The organism is Acinetobacter indicus (assembly GCF_009914475.1).
Lineage (GTDB): Bacteria > Pseudomonadota > Gammaproteobacteria > Pseudomonadales > Moraxellaceae > Acinetobacter > Acinetobacter indicus.
Genome location: NZ_CP045198.1, coordinates 2,257,363 through 2,280,424 on the forward strand (window position 1 = coordinate 2,257,363; position 23,062 = coordinate 2,280,424).

16 protein-coding genes and 3 pseudogenes are annotated in these 23,062 nt (G+C 41.0%); 8 read left to right on the forward strand and 11 right to left on the reverse strand.

Annotation, left to right across the window (positions count from 1 at the left end; translation table 11 throughout):
* Positions 1–4: 4 nt before the first annotated feature.
* Genes GA693_RS11210 through GA693_RS11220 form a run of 3 tightly spaced genes read left to right on the forward strand, consistent with a single transcriptional unit; the run spans position 5 to position 3,013 of the window.
* Positions 5–1,861 carry a copper resistance system multicopper oxidase gene (locus GA693_RS11210; protein WP_160240875.1) on the forward strand — a complete coding sequence of 619 codons (1,857 nt, stop codon included), beginning with the start codon at positions 5–7 and terminating at the stop codon, positions 1,859–1,861.
* Positions 1,848–2,768, forward strand: coding sequence for a copper resistance protein B (locus tag GA693_RS11215; RefSeq protein ID WP_104988042.1), 921 nt, complete (start codon positions 1,848–1,850; stop codon positions 2,766–2,768). Before GA693_RS11210 ends, GA693_RS11215 begins: the two co-directional genes overlap by 14 nt.
* 23 nt (positions 2,769–2,791) lie before the next feature.
* Complete coding sequence (locus GA693_RS11220; protein ID WP_005180724.1) at positions 2,792–3,013, forward strand: hypothetical protein; 222 nt, start codon at positions 2,792–2,794, stop codon at positions 3,011–3,013.
* A 34-nt stretch (positions 3,014–3,047) separates the two neighbouring features.
* Here GA693_RS11220 and GA693_RS11225 read toward each other — a convergent pair.
* Together GA693_RS11225 and GA693_RS11230 are read right to left on the reverse strand one after the other, a co-directional pair.
* Positions 3,048–4,138: pseudogene (locus tag GA693_RS11225) on the reverse strand (IS3 family transposase).
* Between the two features lie 117 nt (positions 4,139–4,255).
* Positions 4,256–4,471 carry a helix-turn-helix domain-containing protein gene (locus GA693_RS11230; RefSeq protein ID WP_019385588.1) on the reverse strand — a complete coding sequence of 72 codons (216 nt, stop codon included), beginning with the start codon at positions 4,469–4,471 and terminating at the stop codon, positions 4,256–4,258.
* 96 nt (positions 4,472–4,567) lie between these two features.
* On the opposite strand from GA693_RS11230, the gene GA693_RS11235 reads away from it, so the two are divergent.
* Positions 4,568–5,056 (forward strand): hypothetical protein, encoded by a 489-nt coding sequence (locus GA693_RS11235; RefSeq protein WP_168382385.1) that lies wholly within the window; start codon positions 4,568–4,570, stop codon positions 5,054–5,056.
* A 76-nt stretch (positions 5,057–5,132) separates the two neighbouring features.
* On the opposite strand, the gene GA693_RS11240 is transcribed toward GA693_RS11235, so the two are convergent.
* The 3 genes and pseudogenes from GA693_RS11240 to GA693_RS11250 form a co-directional block, all read right to left on the reverse strand.
* Positions 5,133–5,552 carry a hypothetical protein gene (locus GA693_RS11240; protein WP_104988039.1) on the reverse strand — a complete coding sequence of 140 codons (420 nt, stop codon included), beginning with the start codon at positions 5,550–5,552 and terminating at the stop codon, positions 5,133–5,135.
* Between the two features lies 1 nt (position 5,553).
* Positions 5,554–7,677, reverse strand: a complete 2,124-nt coding sequence (locus tag GA693_RS11245; protein ID WP_104988038.1) for an integrase — start codon at positions 7,675–7,677, stop codon at positions 5,554–5,556.
* Positions 7,670–8,755: pseudogene (locus GA693_RS11250) on the reverse strand (site-specific integrase); the annotation flags it as partial. The pseudogene GA693_RS11250 and the gene GA693_RS11245, both read right to left, overlap by 8 nt.
* A gap of 77 nt (positions 8,756–8,832) precedes the next feature.
* Between GA693_RS11250 and GA693_RS11255 the strand changes: the two are divergent.
* Positions 8,833–9,965, forward strand: a protein-coding gene (locus GA693_RS11255) for an IS3-like element ISAba14 family transposase (RefSeq protein WP_223155595.1) whose coding sequence is annotated in 2 segments (ribosomal slippage) — positions 8,833–9,085 and positions 9,085–9,965 — 1,134 coding nt in all. Because the reading frame shifts where the segments join, the coding sequence is not laid out codon by codon here.
* Positions 9,966–10,026: 61 nt separating this feature from the next.
* On the opposite strand, the pseudogene GA693_RS11260 reads toward GA693_RS11255, so the two are convergent.
* The 5 genes and pseudogenes from GA693_RS11260 to GA693_RS11280 all read right to left on the reverse strand — a co-directional run.
* Positions 10,027–10,512: pseudogene (locus GA693_RS11260) on the reverse strand (site-specific integrase); the annotation flags it as partial.
* Positions 10,509–11,732, reverse strand: a complete 1,224-nt coding sequence (locus GA693_RS11265) for a site-specific integrase (RefSeq protein ID WP_104988036.1) — start codon at positions 11,730–11,732, stop codon at positions 10,509–10,511. The pseudogene GA693_RS11260 and the gene GA693_RS11265, both read right to left, overlap by 4 nt.
* Positions 11,733–11,888: 156 nt before the next feature.
* A complete protein-coding gene (gene ssb, locus GA693_RS11270) occupies positions 11,889–12,455 on the reverse strand; it encodes a single-stranded DNA-binding protein (RefSeq protein ID WP_005180729.1) in 567 nt (188 codons plus the stop codon).
* A gap of 51 nt (positions 12,456–12,506) precedes the next feature.
* Positions 12,507–13,871, reverse strand: a complete 1,365-nt coding sequence (locus tag GA693_RS11275) for an MFS transporter (RefSeq protein WP_075167305.1) — start codon at positions 13,869–13,871, stop codon at positions 12,507–12,509.
* A 152-nt stretch (positions 13,872–14,023) separates the two neighbouring features.
* Positions 14,024–15,106, reverse strand: a complete 1,083-nt coding sequence (locus tag GA693_RS11280) for a DUF475 domain-containing protein (protein ID WP_005180731.1) — start codon at positions 15,104–15,106, stop codon at positions 14,024–14,026.
* 267 nt (positions 15,107–15,373) lie between these two features.
* Between GA693_RS11280 and tenA the strand changes: the two genes are divergently transcribed.
* Positions 15,374–16,051 carry a thiaminase II gene (tenA, locus tag GA693_RS11285; protein ID WP_075167304.1) on the forward strand — a complete coding sequence of 226 codons (678 nt, stop codon included), beginning with the start codon at positions 15,374–15,376 and terminating at the stop codon, positions 16,049–16,051.
* Positions 16,052–16,301: 250 nt separating this feature from the next.
* Positions 16,302–19,133: an excinuclease ABC subunit UvrA gene (gene uvrA, locus GA693_RS11290; RefSeq protein ID WP_005180735.1), complete on the forward strand. Its 2,832-nt coding sequence runs from the start codon at positions 16,302–16,304 to the stop codon at positions 19,131–19,133.
* Between the two features lie 98 nt (positions 19,134–19,231).
* On the opposite strand, the gene GA693_RS11295 is transcribed toward uvrA, so the two are convergent.
* Positions 19,232–20,938, reverse strand: coding sequence for a GGDEF domain-containing protein (locus GA693_RS11295; RefSeq protein WP_104489298.1), 1,707 nt, complete (start codon positions 20,936–20,938; stop codon positions 19,232–19,234).
* 1,222 nt (positions 20,939–22,160) lie between these two features.
* On the opposite strand from GA693_RS11295, the gene omp33-36 reads away from it, so the two are divergent.
* Positions 22,161–23,048 carry a porin Omp33-36 gene (gene omp33-36, locus GA693_RS11300; protein WP_016658761.1) on the forward strand — a complete coding sequence of 296 codons (888 nt, stop codon included), beginning with the start codon at positions 22,161–22,163 and terminating at the stop codon, positions 23,046–23,048.
* Positions 23,049–23,062 lie beyond the last annotated feature (14 nt).

Here is a 23,062-nt window from a genome sequence, read left to right on the forward strand (position 1 = left end):
TAGAATGTCAAAAAAGTTAAGTCATATACTCTTAATTGGAGTTGGTTTATTTTCATCAACTTGGGTAATGGCGGCAGTTAAAGAATATGATTTAACAATCGCTGAACAAACTGTAAATATCACAGGAAAACCAGTTGAGAGAATTACTGTAAATGGTAAATTCGTTGCACCACTTCTTGAATTTGAAGAAGGTGATGAAGCCGTTATCCGTGTTCACAATAAGTTAAAAAATCAGGACTCTTCAATCCATTGGCATGGCTTATTATTACCTGGAATTATGGATGGTGTACCTGGATTTAACAAATTTAATGGCATTGCCCCTAATACAACTTATGAATATAAGTTTAAAGTCCGCCAAAATGGTACTTATTGGTATCATTCACATAGTAAAGGACAAGAACAAGACGGTTTATATGGTGCTTTTGTTATTTATCCTAAAGATAAAACTCCACTAACAGCTGCTGAAAAAACCGATAAAGATTACGTTGTTTTGCTTTCTGATTTTCATAATTCAACAAGTGATCAAATTATGAAAAATCTTAAAAAAGAAGCAGATTACTATCAGAACCGTCGCGAAACAGTATTCGATGTATTAAAACAAGTTAAACGTGATGGATTAAAGGCAACTTGGCAAGACCGCTCTATGTGGAATCGGATGCGGATGTTGAAAACAGATATGTCCGATGTGACTGGTTATACATTTTTAATGAATGGCAAAACACCTCAGCAAAACTGGACCGGTAACTTCAAAGCTGGTGAAAAAGTTCGCCTTCGTTTTATTAATGCTTCCGCTATGTCATTCTTTGATGTACGCATTCCAAACCTAAAAATGACTGTAGTCAGTGCTGATGGTCAACCTGTAAAGCCCGTTCCTGTAGATGAGTTCCGTATTGGTACTGCTGAAACCTATGATGTCATTGTGGAACCAAAACAAGCACATTACCAAATTGAAGCTGAATCTATTGATCGTACCGGTTTTTCAGTGGGAACATTACATGAAGAAAGCAGCCCAGCAGTCAAACAAATTGAGATGCCTAAATCTCGCCCTCGTGCTTTATTAACTATGGAAGATATGGGGATGAGCCATGACATGTCATCTATGAAAGGTATGGATCATGATATGTCTTCTATGAAAGGCATGAATCACGATATGTCTTCTATGAAAGGTATGGATCATGATATGTCTTCAATGAAAGATATGAATCATGATATGTCTTCTATGAAAGGCATGAATCACGATATGTCTTCTATGAAAGGTATGAATCATGATATGCCGATGAATAGCGCTACTGTTAAGGCGGCTTCAGACAAGAATGATAATACCGTATTTGGATGGGCAAATGCTTCAACACCTGAAGGTAATAAAGCATTGCAATATAGTGATTTGCAATCGTTAGATCCTCAAAAAGACACTCGTGCAGCTGAACGTGAAATAGAGATCCGTCTTGGTGGAAACATGGAGCGTTATATTTGGACAATAAATGGTAAAAAATTTAATGAAGCCGACCCACTAGTGGTGAAGTATGGTGAACGTATTCGCTTAAAATTTGTCAATGACAGTATGATGGCTCACCCAATGCACTTACATGGCATGTTTATGCAGCTTGAGAATGGTCAGGATCCAAGCAATATGCCAAACAAACATACGGTAATTGTTCCACCTGGGAAAACGATAACCACTCTACTCACAGCTGATGAGTTAGGTGAGTGGGCTATTCATTGTCACCTGCTTTACCATATGAGTGCAGGAATGATGAATAAACTCATTGTAGCCCAAGTAGACAAAGATAGTGTTTCAAAAAATATTGTTGCTCAGCCCCCAATAAATGAGAAGGGAGTAAATCCACATGCAAATCACTAAGAATTTCTTCTCAAAAACAGTCTTATCAATTGCATTAATAAGTATATCAAACTTAACTTTTGCTAATAGCAGCACTTCGGAACAAGAAAGTAATATTACAAATGGTATGAGAGTCTTATTACAGGAGTCTGGTGGCTTAAGATATAGCCCCCAAGAATTGTATCCAGAATATTATTCAATGGAAAATGCAAATGGGGGAGATAATATTATTCTGACCGCAAGAAAGAGATCAGCCCCATCTCATGATGATCATCTTAAAGAACATGGCGGACAAATTTATCAAGCAACAAAACTTGAAAATGCATGGATAGTTGATGAAGATGGTAAGGGTACACTAGGAACGAAGTTTGAAACTTTGATTGGGACAGATGAAAATCGTCTATTTATTGAAGCCAATTCGGAAAAGTCAGAAAGTAATGATCCAGAATATGCTGTATCAGCACTTTATAGCCGTAACGTAGCCCCATTTTGGGATGTACAAGCTGGGGTAAGATATAGTGAAGATAAAAATAACAGCAGCAGCGATCGAGTGGATGGGGTTATTGGTATATTAGGTCTAGCTCCTTATTTCTTTGAAACACAAGCATATCTTTATGGCGGTGAGAATAATTTTTGGGGAGCAAGTTTTGAATTAGAACGTGATTTGCTTTTAACTCAGAAACTTATTACTCAACCTTATATCGAAGCAGATGTAATATTTAGCGATGATTCTAACTATGCTGCAAAATCAGGTTTATCAGAACTAAAAACTGGTATCAAAACCCGATATGAGATTACTAAGCGAATTAAACCTTTCATTGATGTTGCTTACCAATATGAAAAAGGACAGAAAGCCACTTCTATGCAAGAGGCAACAGAGTCTGAAAAGGGATGGAAATATGGTGCAGGCATCGAATTAGTTTTTTAAAATAGTATGATTTGGATTCATGAATGGTAGCTTCGGCTACTATTCATGAATTATTACTATTTATTTTCGAATCTGTAAAACTAAAAAAGCTTAATTTTTGGTCTATTTTTATGCAGTGGTTAAAAACATGCTTAAAATTATCACTTATGAGAGTTTTTGATATGCCAACTAAAAAACCAACATCTGAGCGTGATATCGCTAAAGCAGCTGCTTATATATTGCAAGAAAGCTTTATTAAAGGGTAATCCTCCCATAAATAACCGAAGTTAAAAGTAGAGGTTAAGCAGCCATTAGAGGTGGCCTTCCTTTGTTTGCTTGGTGTGGTCTTTCATGGTTGTAATGCCACAACCAGTTTGTTGCATAATCTTGTACTTCATCCAAAGTATCAAATAAATGCTTGCTCAGCCAACTATAACGTATGGTCCGATTATAGCGTTCAATATACGCATTCTGCTGTGGCTTACCCGGTTGAATATATTCAATACGAATACCGTGCTCAGTCGCCCAGCGCACAAATTCGTGACTGATAAATTCGGGACCATTATCGCATCGGATCACTAACGGTTTTTCTCTCCACTCCAGCAATTGATTCAACGTACGAATAACCCTGATTGTGGGCAATGAGAACCCTGCTTCAATGGCTAGGCCTTCGCGGCGGTAATCATCAATCACATTCAATAATCGAAACTTGCGACCATCGGAAAGCTGATCATGCATAAAATCTAATGACCAAACCTGATTTTCTCGGATTGGTTCCTTCAATGGTTCAGGCGCATGCCGTTTTAGTCTTCTTCTCGGTTTAATACGCAGATTCAGTGCCAACTCACAGTAAATGCGGTAAACCCGCTTGTGATTCCAGCAGCAACTCTCAACATGCCGTAAATACGAGAAGCACAAACCAAAGCCCCAATCGGAATTTTCCTCAGTGAGTTCAATGAGCTGTTCAGCAATGAGTGCATTGTCATCGCTGAGTTTGGCTTGATAGCGGTAGCAGGTTTCACTAATGCCAAATGCTTTACAAGCCAAACGAATACTAATGGCATGCTGGGCAACTGCCTGTTGTGCCATCTTACGCCGGCAAGATGGCTTTACCCTTGCGCAGCAGTGCTGCTCATTGCCATCGCTTCCTGGATGATTTCGGCCTTTAATCGCTCTTCCGCATACATCTTTTTAAGTCTGGTATTTTCGGCTTCTAGCTCTTTCAGTCGAGCCATTAATGATGTATCCATACCACCATATTTGGCACGCCATTTATAAAAGGTAGCATTACTCATGCCGTGTTCACGGCAAAGGGTCGCTACAGGTGTGCCAGATTCTGCCTGTTTCAAGATGGACATGATCTGACTGTCAGTAAATTTAGATGTTTTCATGCAGAATCTCCTGCTCGTATCTTAAGAGAAAATTCTACTTTTAGATCCTATTATTTTTAGGGGGGATTACCAGTGAACTTCATGGAACCCTCTTTTCATATTTATAAACTCTACAAATCATACATCATCTGGTAATAAATCTTTCACTGACACATCTAATGATTTCGCTAATTCATATATTTTTTCAATAGTTATATTTACTTCCCCACGCTCAATACGTCCCATATAACTGCGATCAATATTGCTAAGAAAAGCTAGTTTTTCCTGTGATATTTTCTTTAGCTTCCTTTGTTCCCGAACACGTAAACCAAAAGAGACTGTTAGTTCTGACATGTTTTGAATCAACTGCTCAAAAAATAGAACTATCCTAATTTGAGGACTATGTATCCACGGCTTATAATCCTCTTTTTATGTTTTTTAGTTTTTCCAATGCAAACTATCAATTTACCGCTATTCGAAAAATTTCCACCTCTTATTCAGCAATATTCCATTAATAATTGGACTACTAATGACTTTTGGATTGCACTCTCACTTTCAACAAAGGAACGTAATCGCTTTAACCGTCAAAGAATGTATCGAATACTTCGAAAACTTGTTGAATTAGGTTTTTTAGAAAAAAAAGTTAACCATGAAAACTCTCGCTTTTCTTTATTTAGTGAGACAAAGAAAATTAATATATTTAGAGGCATAAACAATGAAAGTGAAGATTTATCGAAAATGAGACTAGAAGAAACTAGAATAAGTTTTAAAATTTCTTTCCTTGAAAAACAAATAGAGGCTTACAAACAATTGGAAATTAATTTCCCAAGCATGAAAAAGAAAATTTTATATGTTAGAAATAATTGTAAGTCCGAAATAATTGAGTTGAAAGCATACCAACTTGCTCTAAAAAGCATTATCTATCCTATTGAAAGTTAAAGATCCAGTTTATTTTGGTTCTTTAACTTTACTATTGCTTCTGAACTAAGGACTCATTTAGCTCTTCGATTGTTAATCAATCCGAACTTTTTTTGCTCATTGGCTCATTCAATTTAGCAATGCTGAGCCCATACTTATGGGCATTGTATTGCCACACCACAAACTGTTCCAACAACATAGCGTTTTCTTTTTCCAATCTAGCATTCTTGGCCTCCAAAGCCTCAATTTTAGTTTGAGCGATTTTCAGACTAGCAGGGAGTTTTTGCTGTTTTGCTTTTAAAATTTCTAATGCTGCTGGAGATTTTTTTCCTAGATCATAAGCGTTCTTAATTTTTGCAAATTTTTGTAGGGTTTGGCGAGTTGGTGCAGGCACAATCTCTAGTTGTACTTCAATTGCTTTGCATAACTTCTCCCACGTTAACTTTTCATTTGGCGACCAATAATCAAGAATTTCAACAATATCTTGTACATTCTGATCTGTTAGATGCTGTGCCATATTAGCTCCATAAATCCAATGATAAAGAATCATGTAAACCTGACTGCTCTTCAAGCTTTTTACGTTGAGTATTCTCAATAATGGGGATACGTTTACGACCTGCTTTTTGATACGCTAAATCAAGATGTGTCACATGTTCCGAAGGCGGCAAACTTAAAGGCGTTCCATCAAGAATGTTTGGATCATCAAGTAGGGCTATCAACTGTTCACAACGTTTAATAGTAAGCTCTCTAGTATCCAACCAAACCGCTGCACCAGTAACATTTTTACTAACAGCCTCCTTATCCTTTGCCCATAAGATTTTTTCTTTTCTAAGTCGATCTTGAAGTCGTTTTTTCTTTTCTTCATCCCCCTTAATACAGACATGCTCTGTACAATTAAGACAGTTTCTATATTTTAGGCAGGGTTCATCAATATAAGAATGTGTACAAAGTCCAAACTCGGTAGTGTGCATGGACAATGTTGTTTTGGTATTTAACTCTTGTAGAGTTCGAGGTGTAGCGATCTGGAATGTATATGTACTATCAGTATCTACTGTACCAACCTCGTTTTTCTGCATTTCAACTAAGCCATCATTACGATCCTCAACCGAAGTATGGTCATATGTTCGATTTTGCTTCAAATCAGCTCGCCCTGACCATTTAGCGAGTAACATGCTATCCATTCCATTGGTATTTGCTATTGTATTGAGAAGATGCCTAAATTGATGGGTAGACACACTGTAGTCACCATATCCCCATCGTTGGAAAATAGATTGAACATTTGCTAACTCATCACTTCCTTTTTTCTTCTTTTTGGTGGGAGATAAGTCTTCATTTAAAGTATCAATATGTGGCATCCATAGCTCAGTAGTTACTGTTGGCTTTTGGGTATGAAATTGATTTGCAAAGCAACAGAAAAGCGCTTCAGACCATTTTATTTCTATGCCAGCACCCACTTGAAACGGTACATATGGGAAGCCTTCAGGTAAGCGACTTCTTATCAATTCATTCAAATCATTCAAACTATATATATTATTCTTTCTTTCTAAACCTCTTACTGCCAAGAATTGATTGCCTGAAGTTCTAGCTGTTGTTGTATCCGAATAATTTGACTCATCAAAACCTAGCGCTTGCAATACTTGTTTTTTTGTTAACAGTTGCTCATCAGAGACTTCTGGACATAATTCATGTCGAGGAAACTTATCACTATTTTCTAACAGAGATGCAAATAGTCTTGCTTTTTCAGAAATTTTTTTTAATCGTTTAATTGCTAATTGAACAGTTGGGATCATGACACCTGGAATATATTTAATATCGTACCCAAAATTTTTCTGCGCATACCATCTAATACCAAATACAGTTTCACTATTAGAACCATCTACTGTAAGCCCTAAACTGCTCTTAGAAAGCGTTTGGGCTTCTTCCTGGTGGATACAATTCTGCTTTAAGAAAAATAGCTCTGATGCTCGTTCTGGCGCAGCTAGAAGCAAACCCACAGCACTGGTGACAAAAATATCTCTATCTGACAGTTCTGAATCTTTCCGCGAGAAAATATCAGCTAATGCAAAAATCGCATCCTCATCAGGAAGTTTAGACTCTCTATGTTCCTCTGACTCCTCATCTAGCACAATCGATTTATCAGCAGGTTTTTTAAGTGGATTTTTCCACTCTGGCAAAGCTAATACCTTTATTTGGCGTAGAAAATCCAAAAGAATTTTTAATTGTCTTCCTACATGATAAGCAGAGCTTGCTTTGTAATTTTTCTTAGCATTTTCAGCAGCCAAGTCAAAATCAGCAATAACCAATTTAGTTAAATCAACTTCACTATTTCGGTCTAAGAATATTTGCTCTATTGCCCGAATTGAAAGAATTGTGTCTTGAGTTTTTAACTTGCTATTAATTCTTTGATACTTAACATACGCCTTTGCAAATTCTAGAATTGAATGATGTAAAAGATTTTCGGGTAATCTATCTTTGGATGAAATACCCATTTTGACAAAGTTTACTTCGCCTTTCCAATAATGGTCTTCAAATCTAATATCTTCATTTAATTCTGATAACTGCTTAACAAAATCAATAAACCGCTTAATTTCAGAGTCAGGAGTTTGGATTCTGTCAGATGGAAAATAAATCAAATTATCCATGATTAAACTCCTTACAAGCATCAATGACTTGCTGAATGGCAATAATTGTTCGGTCATTCACGGCAGCAACTTCAAGACTACACCCCATTGTTATTAGGTCATCTCGTTCTTTCATTAATTGTTTTAAAATAAGATGATGGGGTGCATTTGCCCAAGGCATAAATTTACTACACAGATAACATGCGATTGGTGCATAATCGTTACAGTATTGATGTGTACCACATGAGCCAACATCACAATCCTGCTCTACACAAGAAATTCGATTAGCATCTTCAATTTGTGATTGAGCCTCAATCTCATCCTTTACAACTTTCCCCTGAAAAGCATCTGCATATTTGCGTAAACTCTCATCCATGATGGATGATATTTGCTGTGCAATTTCTGGCACACTTTGTACATAGCAATGTGCATTTTGGGTATCATGATGATCTAATAAATTTGCGATGACAATCACGCCTGCTTTTTGTCTAGCAGCATTTGTACCAAGTGTATAACGAAACCTATAAGAAGTAACAAATATTGGCTTACCTGTTTCCCTTGACCGAACACCAAGCTTTCTTACCGCATCTTTTAACTTTTGAGTTAATTCAACCGTAGGCAAATGAATAATTTCTTTTGGCAAAATTTCTGAAATTTCATGCCGATTTTCCCAATCCAAATTAACCAATTTCTCAAAATCATAAAATAGCGGTAGCTCTGCAAACTCTTGTTCAGATAGCTCTCGTTTTATTTCTTTGCTTAATTTCTGCTTTAAAATTCGAGTATGCTCAAACAATATTTGTACGATACTTTCACGAATTCCTACTTCACGAAAAGCATAACGAAATCCACTAGCACCTCTTATTTTAGCTTTTGGAATATTGAGTACATGAACTTTTTTTTCATCCTTAAACTTATACTTATCGGTCTCGTATAAGTCTTTTACTTTTAACCCAGCAATTTGTATTGGTCGTCTACCTGTCGCACAAAAAACACGAATTAAAGCAGCCTCATAATAAGAAATCCTATTTTCTGCTAAATATTCGTTGGTTCTAGTAATAATTGCTTGGAATTCAAATGGACTAAATAGAGATGGATCCGTAAATTTGAACAACTCCTATAAGTGATATTCTGCTCCTCAAATGATGTTATAAACATCAATATATGGAGTATTTTATGGCACGTAGACCAAGAAGAAATCATTCAAATGATTTTAAAGCTAAGGTAGCACTTGCTGCGATTAAAGCAGAAAAAACACTTGCTGAATTGAGTGCTGAGTTTGATGTTCATCAAAACCAAATTATTGACTGGAAAAATCAATTGATCTCAGCTTCCTCGCAAGCTTTCGATCAATCAAAAGCTCCAACAGAACCACCCATCGATCTAAAAAAACTACATGCAAAAATCGGTGAGCAGGCATTAGAAATTGATTTTTTAGAAGGTGTGTTGAAGAAACTGGGCCGCTTCAACCACAAAAGTTAATCGACGACTCACTTCAGATTTCAGTATCTAAGCAAGCTAAGCTGCTGAAAGTCTCCCGTGGTTGTTATTACTATCGCCCAAAACCTGTGAGTGCATCAGATCTGAAGCTGATGCGATGTATTGATGAATTACATATGCAATATCCTTTTGCAGGCAGTCGTATGATGCGTGATTTGTTGAATCGTCAAGGACATCATATAGGACGACGTCATACACGTACTTTAATGAAGAAAATGGGTATTCAGGCGTTATATTGCAAACCAAATTTAAGCCAGGCTAATCAAGCTCACCGTAAATATCCATATCTGCTCAAAGGGTTGGCTATTCAGCGCAGTAATCAAGTGTGGTCTACGGATATAACGTATATCCCTATGGCAAAAGGCTTTGTTTATTTATGTGCTGTGATTGATTGGCATAGCCGCAAGGTACTTGCGCATAGGGTATCGATTAGTATGGAGGTGGATTTTTGTATTTCGGCTTTAAATGAAGCGATTGAAAAATATGGTCGACCTGAAATATTTAATACAGACCAAGGCAGCCAGTTTACCAGTGATGCATTTATTGATGTATTGAAATCAAATGGCATTCAAATCAGTATGGATGGTAAAGGTCGATGGGTAGATAATGTGATGGTTGAACGATTATGGCGGAGCGTTAAATATGAAGAGGTGTATCTCAAAGCTTATAGCAGTGTCACAGATGCGAAAAAGCAATTAAGTGCATATTTTGAGTTTTATAATTTGAAACGACCTCATTCGAGTCTAGACAAAATGACACCAAATGAGTTTTACTATGATCAGCTACCCCAACAAAACAAGGTGGCTTAACTAGAGCGGAATATCACTTATAAATACGCTTTTAGTTGTTCAAACAAGTGGGACCACCTCTAAATGGACCTTCATCTGGATCAAGAGAAAGAACAGCTGTACCTTTTTCATTTCCAGTTAATTTCCATGAATCCATTAAATCATAGATTTCGTCATCTACTGAAGAGTATCCTAAATTGTATAGTTTTTTTAAAAAGACTCTGAACTTTGCTAATTTATATTCATACTTTTTATCATTAAAATATTTTTTATATTCTAAAATTCCTTTTAAAGTAAATTCTGACTCACCTGTCAAATCAGGATATTTAAGCGCATAACGGATCATTTCTGCTGCATGTGTGCTTGAGCTATATTTAGCAAAATTGATAAAAGTATTTAATACGTCAGATCTAACTTCCTCCGAAAATTTCGAAAGATTTGACATATCAGCTTTGTTGTTAATATCCAACACCCATGTATGATCATAAATATCAACCTGATAGCCTTTGAATGTAGTAAAAGTATTTTTCGACTTATCTAAACTATCGACTTGAGGTAGTTTACTCATTTTTTATCCTCAAAATTTTCTTGAATACTTAAACCTACTTCCATAGCTCGCTTATTTTCTGCACGTCTTGAATATCTTCTCGCACTTTGTGAATTTGGTATCCAACCCATCAGATATGCTCGATCTCTCTCAGCCTGATCTTCTGTTATTTTTCCAGATTTAATTAAAGTCTGAACTTTATCTGTATATTTATCATTCCATGTATGCCTAAATGCATGTGCATGCACATTGAATAAAACGACTTCAGAAATTTCTGAAAAAATTTTGTCTAGTGCATTAATTGAAAGCGGCTGCCCCTTATTTGATAAGATCAAAAAGTCTGTTAACTCTGCATTAGGCACTGTCGATCTATGATTTAGAATATAGATATCCAATTTTTTCTTTAGATTCTGGTTGAGTGCAATTGATCGACTTCTAGTCTTTACCAAAGGTTGATATAACCGAGGATCACTATCATCATGAGGATTACGTCTAATAGTCAGATAAGGTGTACCCGCTTGAGGAGGGGTTATATCTGTAATTTTTAAATTTAATAATTCTCCTTTACGACATCCTAAGTATAAAAACAAATAGATAATCAGCTCATTTCTATAAACTATGTAATCTGAAATCCAAATACGATTCTGATTATCAGGATTAACCGCCTTTAAAATTTTATCTACCTGCTCATCATCAAAGGACACATATTCAGACTGACTATCCATGGGCTTACAAGGCCTACGAGATGTTAATAAATTTTTTGTGCTTGTTATTACTGATGAATGAAAATATATCTCTAGCCACCCAATATATTCAGCAAAATTAGTTAACCGCCGATATATCAATTGTTTGGATACATAGTCCTGAGTAATAACCAATTTTGCTCTAGCTCGCTCTTTGTTATTACTTTTTGGAAAACTTATGATCTTTTTTTTTGAAGCTGTCCCGCTTAATCGGCTACGATTGAAACTGGTTAAATTTACTAAAGCTTCGATTTCATTTAATTTTAAAAAATCTTTATTTTTAATCCTTTGTTCCAAATCAATTCCTAACTTATCCAATAACTGAAACAGCAACTTAATATCTTCTAGAATAGCTGTAATAGTATTGATTGATTGACCACGATTTCTTAAATGAATGATCGTATATAAATTTGGATAAGTCATAGGAACGCCATCACTATTCAAAAGAACAGCAAATCTCTCTCCACTACTCATTACAAATCTTTTAACAGACATCATAATTAAATTTAACAAAATATCTAAGTATTAAATATCATAATATATTAAATAAAAAAATTTACAGAACTATTTCTAGTGTCTGTAAATTTCTTTTGTAACTAACTGCTAATAAAGAATAATTTTATAAACTTTACAAAACATGGTCTCTAGGGTGTACTAGAACGGTAAGTCATCATCCAAATCTGCCGGTGCAGGCGTTGCAGCAGGAGCTGGTTTCGGTTGCTGATAACCGCCCTGGTTGCCATAGCCACCACCAGCATTATTGTTGTTAAAACCGCCTTGAGCTTGCGGCGCATAGCCACCCTGGTTGTTATTGCTATAACCACCGCCCTGGTTATTGTTAAAACGTGGCTGGCTAAAACCATTATCGCCCTGCTCACCTTGCTGACGACCAGAGTCCAGCATCTGCATTTGCTCGCCACGAATTTCTGTGGTGTAGCGTTCCTGACCATTCTGATCGGTCCACTGACGGGTACGCAGCGAACCTTCAATATAGACTTTTGAACCTTTGCGTAAGTATTGCTGCGCGATTTCACCTAAACGGTTATGCAGCACAATACGGTGCCATTCGGTTTGCTCTTTACGCTCACCGGTGGTTTTATCGGTCCACGCATCACTGGTGGCAATGGAAAATTGAGTAAGCGAGCCACCATTCGGGAAAGTTTTTGTTTCTGGATCTCGACCTAAAGTACCAACTAAAATGACCTTATTTACACCACGCATCAGCTGTATTCTTCCTATTTGTTTCTATTATTTACTTTATAAGAGTTATGCTTAAATGGCTACCTCTTTACCCAACAAGTGCGTTAATTGTTGTCGCGCAGTATCATCAATTTGCTGTTTATCGACTTTTATATAGGCAACTTGCTGTTCAGACATCACCACGACTTCTTCAATACCATGAATGGCCAAAAGTTGAGAAGTCCACTCATCCGTTTGTTTGGCCTCAGGCAGGCGAAATACCATCGACGACAGATAACGCGGCTGGGCCAGACCAAAACTCATCAGCAGCCAAATTATAGCAACTGCGGTCAGAATACTCCAACCCATCGCCGTGTTATTCAGCAGTAACAGTTGCCCGCCAATCATGCCGCCAAAGAAGGCACCGAGGAACTGGCTGCTGGCATTGACGCCCATTGCAGTGGCTTTGGATTGAATCGGTGCCGCCTTCGATAACCAGGACGGTAACAGCGCTTCCATCACGTTAAAGGCAATAAAAAATAGGCCCAGTCCAATCAGCAGGATATATTTAGATTCAAAACCAAAAATCATCACGATCAGGCCAAGAATAATCCCGCCAATCGCGGTCAGGAAAATACCGCGCATTTTGCGATATTTTTCCGCCAGAATAATACTTGGGAAGGCAAAAAATAGACTCAGCACCAGCAGCGGCAAATACACCCAGCCGTGACTGGACAATGGCAAACCGGCATATTCAATCAGCTGCGGTGGTGCATAAATAAACATCGCCGTTAGCAGTAAATGCAGGGTAAACACTGACAGATGCAGGCGGTTTAAATCGCCCATTTTTAGCACCTGTTTGAGCTGCGGCAGATAGCCCTGCTGGAAATTACGATGATGGCGCGTGACTTTAGGCACCAGCAGCAACATGGCAATGGCCGCCAGTCCCATAATGGTGGTCACCCAGAACAGCCCGGAAATACCAACCAGTCCGGTCAGCCACGGCCCGGCACTAAAGGCAATCACGAAGGATAAACCAATACTCATGCCCATCATGGCCATGGCTTTGGTGCGCTGTTCTTCACGGGTGACATCGGCCAGTAAAGCCATCACCACGGCAGAGACTGCGCCGCCACCGGCAATGGCCCGGCCAATGATGACCCCATAAATGGTCTCTGACATTGCAGCAATGGCACCGCCTAAAGCAAACAGTAACAGTCCAAGCACCACCAGCGGTTTACGGCTATAGCGATCAGCAATCAGGCTAAATGGAATCTGTAAAATGGCCTGGGTCAGACCATACACCCCAACCGCCAGACCAATTAAGGTCGGGGTTGCATATTGATAGGATTGCCCTGCCACCGAGAAAACCGGAATAATCATGAACAGACCCAACATGCGTAAGGCAAAAATACTGCTTAAGGCAAAAGTTGAACGGCGTTCTAAGGCATTCATCATATCAATAGGCTAAGTGCAACAATTTTGTATGCGAATATCCTACATCATTCATGCTGCAGATGCTGCGATATTCAGCACAATATTCTGCATCTGAACTGCCAGTCATAAAAAAAGGTGCAATTGCTTGCACCTTCTTTAGATCAGACTGCAACTTAGTGCAGTGCCTGACGTTTTTTATATTGAATTGAGGCAAATACCGCCCAGACAATAAAGGCCACACCAATCAGACCGGTGACCACTTCCGGGACATGTAAACCGGTTCCGCTGGCAATCATGATAAAGGCCAGTGCACCAATCGCATAATGCGCACCATGTTCCAGGTAAATATAGGCATCCAGGGTGCCTTTTTCTACCAGATAAATGGTCATCGAACGCACGAAAATCGCACCAATCGCCAGACCCAGCATGATAATTACCACATCCGAAGTAATCGCAAAGGCACCAATCACACCGTCAAAACTGAACGAGGCATCCAGCACTTCCAGATACAAGAAGCCACCAATACCGGCTTTCACCACACCGGTCGGCACGCCATTTTCATCATGACGGATCGCATTGCCATTTTCATCGACTTCAGGTTCGCCACCCAGTAAATGACTCAATACCTGTACGCCAATATAGATCACGATGCCCCAGATGCCGGCCATGGTCACCACCAGACGTTTATCTTCGACCACATTGGCCGCCATGATCAGCAAGGCCACCAGCGCAATAAAGACCGACATGGCCGGTACGCTGGCCAGATTGGATAAACGGCGCTCAATCCAGCGGAACCAATGGGTGTCTTTTTCATCATCGAGGAAGAAGTTCAGGAACACCATTAACAGGAAGGCACCACCAAATGCTGCAATTTCAGGATGATGTGCCATTAATTTGGCCGAATATTCTTTCGGATTATTCAGTGCCAGCTGCACCACTTCCATCATGCCCATATCGGCTGTGACGGCAACAATCACCACCGGGAAAATTAAACGCATACCGAATACGGCAATCAGAATCCCGACCGTCAGGAACAGCATTTTCCAGAAATGGTCCCAACCGCGCAGGACTGATGCGTTAACAACCGCGTTATCAAACGATAACGACACTTCCATAATGGCGAGAATGGCCGTAATGGTCAGTGCTGTGAACATGGTTTTCAGGCCTGCTTCCGGGCCGTGGGTATAGCCCCAATAAGCAGACAAACCGAGACACACGATCGTAAATGCAATAGAGAAACCAAAATGTTTCATCATGACAAATCGACCTATGACATTATTAGATAAAGAAATTCGGTAAATATTAAACTTGAATTACACCGAATGCGCCGCGTGCATCCTGCTGAAGACATGCAGGACCTCGGCGATAGAGATATGGCCGCTATTATGACGCTTTTTCATGACGATGCCAAAACACTTCGTATGCTTTTTTGTTTATTCTGATACAAATCAAAGCGGCTCATCTTTGCGGCGCAAGTATGCTAGTCTTTGGGCATTGATCTTGATGCTTTACAGGAACCGGACATGCGTTTTTCTGAACAATTGTGGCAACAGAATTTAGAACTGTATCAAAACACCCTGGCCCTGCCCTTTAACCAGGAGCTGGCGCAAGGCAGCCTAAGTCGTGAGGCCTTTAGCCACTATGTGATTCAGGATGCGCATTATTTACTGGCCTATGGCCGCGCGCTGGCGGTGTGTGCTGCCAAAGCCTTTGATGCCGATGATGTGATCCAGTTTGCCGAAGCCGCCAAGGTAGCGATTGTGGTAGAACGTTCACTCCATAACGGCTTTATGCAGGATTTTGGCATTAGCAAAGAACAGTTTGAAAATACGCCACTGACCCTGGCCTGCCATCATTACACCAGTTATCTGGTTGCCACTGCCTGGTCGGAGAGTTATCCGGTGGTGCTGGCCTCATTATTGCCATGTTTCTGGATTTATGCCGAAGTCGGTAAAGATATTGTCGGTAACTCGGTCGCCAACAATCCGTATCAGGCCTGGGTCGATACCTATGCCGGCGAAGAATTCCATACCGCAGTGCGCAATGTGATTGCCACGGTTGACCGCGTGGCCGAGCGCTGTGATGAAGACACACTGGCGAAAATGCGTCAGGCCTATACCCGTGCCGCTGAACTGGAATGGCTGTTCTGGGACAGCGCCTATGCACAGCGCAACTGGCCGGGTCTGGACAGTAGTAACTAATCTTTGATCACTCGCCCTGGTGCAAGATCAGCAGACTTGCACAAGGGCCGACAGCTCTCTTTCATTCTTGCGTGCTTTGATCCCCGTACTTTTTCTCCTGACAATTTTTTATCCTTATACGTTTTCAGATCTTGGCCTTTATTTGCAATCAACCGACATAATTTGACGTAGAAATACCTTAAGCCTGCACTTGAACATTTTTCATGCGCTATCATATAGAGGTTTTAAATGAATTTTCTAGGATCATTGCATGAGCCAAAGTCATATCCGTATTCGAGGCGCACGTACCCATAACCTGAAGAATGTGAACCTTGATATTCCACGCGACAAGTTTGTGGTGATTACGGGACTTTCCGGTTCAGGTAAATCTTCCCTGGCTTTCGATACCCTATATGCCGAAGGTCAGCGCCGTTATGTCGAATCGCTCTCGGCCTATGCGCGCCAATTCCTGTCACAAATGGAAAAACCGGAAGTCGACTCGATTGAAGGCTTAAGCCCGGCCATTGCCATTGAGCAGAAATCGACCAGTCACAACCCGCGTTCTACCGTCGGCACCATTACCGAAATTTATGACTATTTACGTCTGCTCTATGCACGCGTGGGTACGCCCTACTGTCCGGAACATGACTTGCCGATGGTGGCGCAGACCGTGTCTGAAATGGTCGATGTGGTTAAAGGTCTGGAAGAAGGTACCGCCCTATTGCTATTGGCACCGGTGGTACGTGAACGTAAAGGCGAATATACCCATCTGTTTGAACAGCTGCAAAGCCAGGGTTTTGTCCGTGCCCGGGTAGATGGCGAAATTATGGAGATTGATCCGCCACCAGAACTGGACAAAAAGAAAAAACACAGCATTGAAGTGGTGGTCGACCGTTTTAAAGTCCGGGATGATTTGGGCAACCGTATTGCCGAAAGTTTTGAAACCGCTTTACGTTTAGGTGGAGATATTGCGATTTTATCGTGGATGAAAGGCGAACATCCGGACCGGGTATTCTCGGCCAAACACTCCTGCCCGGAATGTGACCGTGCCGTGGCCGAACTGGAACCGCGCCTATTCTCGTTTAACAACCCGTTTGGTGCCTGTCCGGTCTGTGATGGTCTGGGCACACGCAGCCATTTTAGTGCCGACAAACTCATTCCCAATCCGGAACTTTCTTTAAGCCAGGGTGCAATTCGTGGCTGGGACCGTCAGCGTCCTTATTATTATGGCATGCTGCAAAAAGTTGCCGATCATTATGATTTTTCCCTGGATACGCCCTGGAATGAACTGGACAAAGACACCCAGAAAAAATTCCTCTACGGCAGTGGCCGGGAAAAAATTGACCTGAGCTATGTCGATGAACGTGGTCGTCGTCACAACCGGGTACAGCCGTTTGAAGGAATTTTGCCACATCTGGAACGCCGCTATCGTGAAACGGAAAGTAATTATGTCCGCGATGACCTGGCGCAGTATCTCTCCAATGCCGCCTGTGATGCCTGTGATGGTTCACGTCTGAATGAAATTTCGCGTCATGTGCGAGTCAAAGACAAAACCATCAGCCAGATTACCAAAATGTCGATTGGTGACGCCGAGCATTACTATCAGAACCTAAATCTGGAAGGTGCCAAAGGCGAAATTGCCGACAAGATTTTTAAGGAAATCCGTGAACGTCTGCACTTTCTGGTCTCAGTCGGCCTGAACTATTTGAGTCTGTCACGCTCTGCCGAAACGCTCTCGGGTGGTGAGGCCCAACGCATCCGTCTGGCGTCGCAGATTGGTGCCGGTTTAATGGGCGTAATGTATGTGCTGGATGAACCGTCTATTGGTCTGCATCAGCGTGATAATGACCGCCTGCTGGAAACCCTGATTCGCCTGCGTGATCTGGGCAACACTGTACTGGTGGTCGAACATGATGAAGATGCGATTCGCGCCGCAGACCATATTATTGATATCGGGCCAGGCGCCGGCGTACATGGCGGGAATGTGATTGCCGAAGGGACCTATCAGGAACTGGCGGCCAATGCCAACTCTCTGACCGGTCAATACCTGTCGGGCAAGCTCAAGATTGAAGTGCCGAAACAGCGCACCCAGCCACCGAAACCAGATGAGCAGATCAAGCTGATGGGCGCCTGCGGCCATAACCTGAAAAATGTCGATCTGACCCTGCCTTTAGGTGTGATGACCTGCGTTACCGGGGTATCCGGTTCGGGTAAATCGACCCTGATTAACCGTACCCTGCTGCCATTGGCCGCAACCCAGCTGAATGGCGCCACCACGCTCAGCGCGGAAAAGTTTGACACCATTGAAGGACTGCAATTCCTGGATAAAGTGGTGGATATTGACCAGAGTCCGATTGGCCGCACCCCGCGTTCCAATCCGGCCACCTATACCGGTCTGTTTACCCCAATTCGTGAACTGTTTGCCCAGACGCCTGAAGCCAAAGGCCGCGGTTATGCGGCGGGCCGTTTCTCCTTTAACGTCAAAGGCGGACGCTGCGAGGCCTGTGAAGGTGATGGCATGATTAAAGTCGCCATGCACTTCCTGCCGGATATGTATGTCCCCTGTGATGCCTGCCATGGCAAACGCTATAACCGCGAAACCCTGGAAGTGCATTACAAAGGCAAAAATATTTCCGATGTGCTGGAAATGACGGTCGAAGATGCCATGCATTTCTTTGATGCCATTCCGGTGATTCACCGCCGTCTGGAAACCTTGAATCAAGTCGGTTTAGGTTATATCCGTCTGGGTCAGTCAGCCACCACCTTATCTGGTGGTGAAGCGCAGCGGGTCAAACTGGCACGCGAACTGGCAAAACGGGATACCGGTAAAACCCTGTACGTGCTGGATGAACCAACCACCGGTCTGCATTTCCATGACATTGCCAAACTACTGGACATCCTGCATGAGCTGCGCAACAAGGGAAATACCATTGTGGTGATTGAACACAATCTGGATGTGATTAAAACCGCAGACTGGATTGTGGATTTAGGCCCGGAAGGCGGTGCCGGCGGCGGGATGATTATTGCCGAAGGTACCCCGGAAGAGGTGGTGAAAGTGAAAGCCTCCCATACCGGAAAATTCCTGAAACCGATGTTAAAATAAAATGAAAGGGCTCTGAGGAGCCCTTTTCTTTATTATTAGATTCACCTGAAAAATATCAAGATATATATTTAAAATATTTTTCTATTTTAATTTACGGTTTAGAGCATACTTTCCACCCTATTCCGCCCCTTCTCTTTGGCCTTAAATAAGGAGTGATCTGCCCGGCCAAACAGTTCCATCCAGCTGCCTGCATCTGCGGCGACCCCGGCACTGACAGAAATATTTAACGGCGTGTCCAGTCCCGGCAGGGTCAGAACATTCTGGCTAATTTCCTGACGTAATTTCTCGGCAATACTCAAGGCCCCGTCCAGATCAATCTGCTCAATCAGAATCAGGAATTCATCGCCCCCATAACGCACAATCAGATCAGATGAACGCACACTGTGTTTTAACACTTCGGCAATTCCCTGAATCACCCGGTCACCGACAATATGCCCATACTGATCATTGACCTCTTTAAAGTCATCAATATCAATAATAATTAAACCGGTTTGATGGAGCTTGTCCGGATTCTGATTCAGATATTGAATATATTCTTCTAGCGCCAGACGATTGGAGACTCCGGTCAGGGTATCGGTATTCGCCATATTACGTAGCTGGAATTCCAGCAAATCCCGTTCAGCCAAGCGTGCCTGCAACTGCTTGAGTGCAGCAAATAAAGAGGTGGGTGAGGAATCTGGAGCTGTGGCCGTCTGCGGCTGGGCTTCAGATAACTCTAAAATCAGATCTCGCGCTTCAATTAAAGGTTTAAATACCTTAAAACGCGCATAGACCATGGTAAACAGCGCTGCCAGCAAGGAAATAATCGACACCGACAGCGTCAGGATAAACTGCTGCCAGGCAGCATGGCGCTCCTGCTGGGCCAGCCAGACACTATAATCCAGCAGATATTTCTGCAGATTCACCACCGTCGTAAATTTATCGACAATATTCAGGGTCAGTTCAGTCCCACTTAACGAATACGGGCGCGCATGCAGACTTTCTTCAATCAGCTGGCTGACAATAGGAACCCCCTGATCCAGATATTTTTGTTTAACCTGTTGATGCAGTCCCAGGTATTCAGGCGTTTTGTGCTGTTCAGGCTGAATCGAGTTGACCAGATCCCATAAATAATAAGATTGCCGCTGGCTCTGTAAGGAATAAGCCAGGTTCTGTTCAGGAATTGGTTCTTTAAAAGTCACGGCCGCCATAATCGTCGAGGCCAGACGTCCGGCCTGATCACGTAAATCGGCCAGTACCAGAATCAGACTATAGGACTCCGACAGCATGGTCTTTTTGCCTTCCGACTGCATCATGACATGCTTCAGCACCTCATAGACTTCATCCCAGGCACGAAACATGGCCTGAATGGCCTGATCCAGCTGTGCTGAACTGCGCTGGGCATAGGGTTGTGCTGCATAGGCATCCACCGCAGCACGTCCTTTTGCCAAAGCCGGTTTTAAATCGGTGGTCAAGGCATTGGCCTGTGCAGCAAAACCGGCGCTATTTAACAATTGCATGGTGTGTTCAATCTGCAGATCGACCCGCTCTCGAAACAGGGTCAGCTCTTTCAGGTTGGCACTCAGTTCATCTGGAGTACTGGACATAACCTTATTGGCCGGACCACGTTCGCGTGAAATCTCGTTAGCCAGATCGGCCACATGACGTAAGACAGAAATTTCGGTCAGCACCACATCGGACTGCTGATAAGAGCGATAACTCTTCAGCGTCACCGGAACCGAAATAAACAGAATCGACAGGATGATAATGAGCATAGAAATAAACAGACGCTGCTTAGTATTCTCTGAATGCAAGCGATGGGACATGTTTATAACCTCACTACCATGAGCATGAACTGAACGTATTGAATCAACAAAGGCAGAGCAACGACCTGAAGCGGATGACCACACTGCTGAGGAAAAATAACAGGACAGCGGTAGCGTTCATTCAACTATAAGTCGAATAAATCAACAAGATAACTAAAAAATTGTGACAAGGTTAACAAATTTATTGATTAAGTTGAATAAAAACCGACGAAATTAGAGTAAGTTTCTATTTTTTTGAAGGGCAACCGAGATTGCATTCTCTTAAAAATTAAATATAAGCCAATGATTTATATAATAAAAATAAGGTTTTAAAAATTGTATAAAAAATTAAAGAAAACATTTTACAGCTGCATCAAATAAGTGCATAATGCACCGCATTGGGGCGACTTTAGATATTCCTCAGCAGAATTTTAAATTTTCCCGCAAATTTTGGCTAAAAAATCCCGGTTTTCGTTGAAAACCGGGATTTTTTTATGGTCATATATTCAATAGCGCTTTTTAATTCAAGAAATATTGCACCAACATAGTGCACAATAAATTTATACTTAAGCGGTTTTTAATCCTGACTACAGGATTCAGGCATAAAAAAAACCCAGCCTTGGGGAAAGCTGGGCATATAAAAAGTAAAACTTTGTGGAGAATCTCAGTGCAGTTCCTCTAACCTCTAGTCCTGCATCAAGAAAAATCATGACCGAAATCACAATTTCGATAAAGCTAACCAAACGGTATAACTTTACCTAGCCATTATGATACTTATCACACTTTTTGTAAAGCCTATTAAAATAGTCTACTTTTAGTTTAACCAGTATTAATAGTCAGCGAATTTAGACCTATAAAAACCAGAAAACGTAGAAAAAAAGTAAAGCGTTATCAATTTCAGCTACATAATCCTGGTCTTAAGTTTCATTTTTTAAGCTTTATGCGCTGCTTTTCACATTTTTATTAGATTGCTTTTATAGATAATTTATATTGAATCAATTCATATTAACTATAAAGAAAAGTGAGGCAGCAAATACTTTTCTTTCGCAAATGAGATTTAGCCGCTTGTTCTTTATACACTTTTTAGGTTGACAACAGATTTATCAATTGACTACTTTTTCGCCTATACATATTTTAGAGTAATTACTCAACTAAATAATCTCCTTTGTCTTCATTGACTTAATAAATTGTTACAATACAATGCCTATTGTTTAATCCATTTTTAACAAAACTGGTAACTATCATGAAAAAACTCGGTTTAGCCACAGCTTTATTATTAGCCATGACCGGTGCTCAAGCGTACCAATTTGAAGTTCAAGGTCAATCAGAATTCCTAGATACAACTGAAAACGATCAAAACTTTACTGGTGCAGTTCAAGGTACTTACTACTTCAAAAATGTTGATTCAACTAAAGGGCCTTTAGCTGAAGCTGCATTTTTAAACCAAGCATCTAACTTTTCTTTAGCTTACCAATATGGTCAATACGATGCGCCACGTGAAGGTGGTCGTTCAGATGTAGAATCTCATGTTTACGGTGCTAAAGCTGAAGCTTACATTCCGACAAAATTCGTTCCAGCCTATGCGAGCGCTTCTTATAGCCACACGCACAACGATGGCAAAAATGAATTTACTGCTGATGACAATGGCGACCGCTATGCATTAGAAGTGGGTGCATTGCTAGCACCAAACTTTCTGGTTGCTGTAGGTTATACCAGCATTGCTGACACAATGGCTGTTGATGCCTTCGGTACACTTGCAAATGGTGCAGTTAAAGCCGTTGGTGAAGCATTAACAATCAATGAAGATCAAGATGCTATTACTGCACGTACTAAATACGTGGGTGCAATTGATGGTACAAACATGGCAATCGGTTTTGAAACTGGCCTTGTTTACGGTGAAAGTACAGCGTACAACCTGAAAACTGATCTTTACTTAACGCCTGCTCTTAGCGTAGGTGCTTCTTATGCTGAAACTAGCGGTGATTTCCTAATTGATTCAGCTTGGGGTGCAAACGTAAACTACTTCATCACTCCAGCAGTTGCAGTTGGCGCAAGCTATGTAAATGCTAACGCTGAAAATGCAGCAGTAGATACTCAAACTGTTGGCTTAAATGCTAAATTCCGTTTCTAATCTGATTTAGAAAC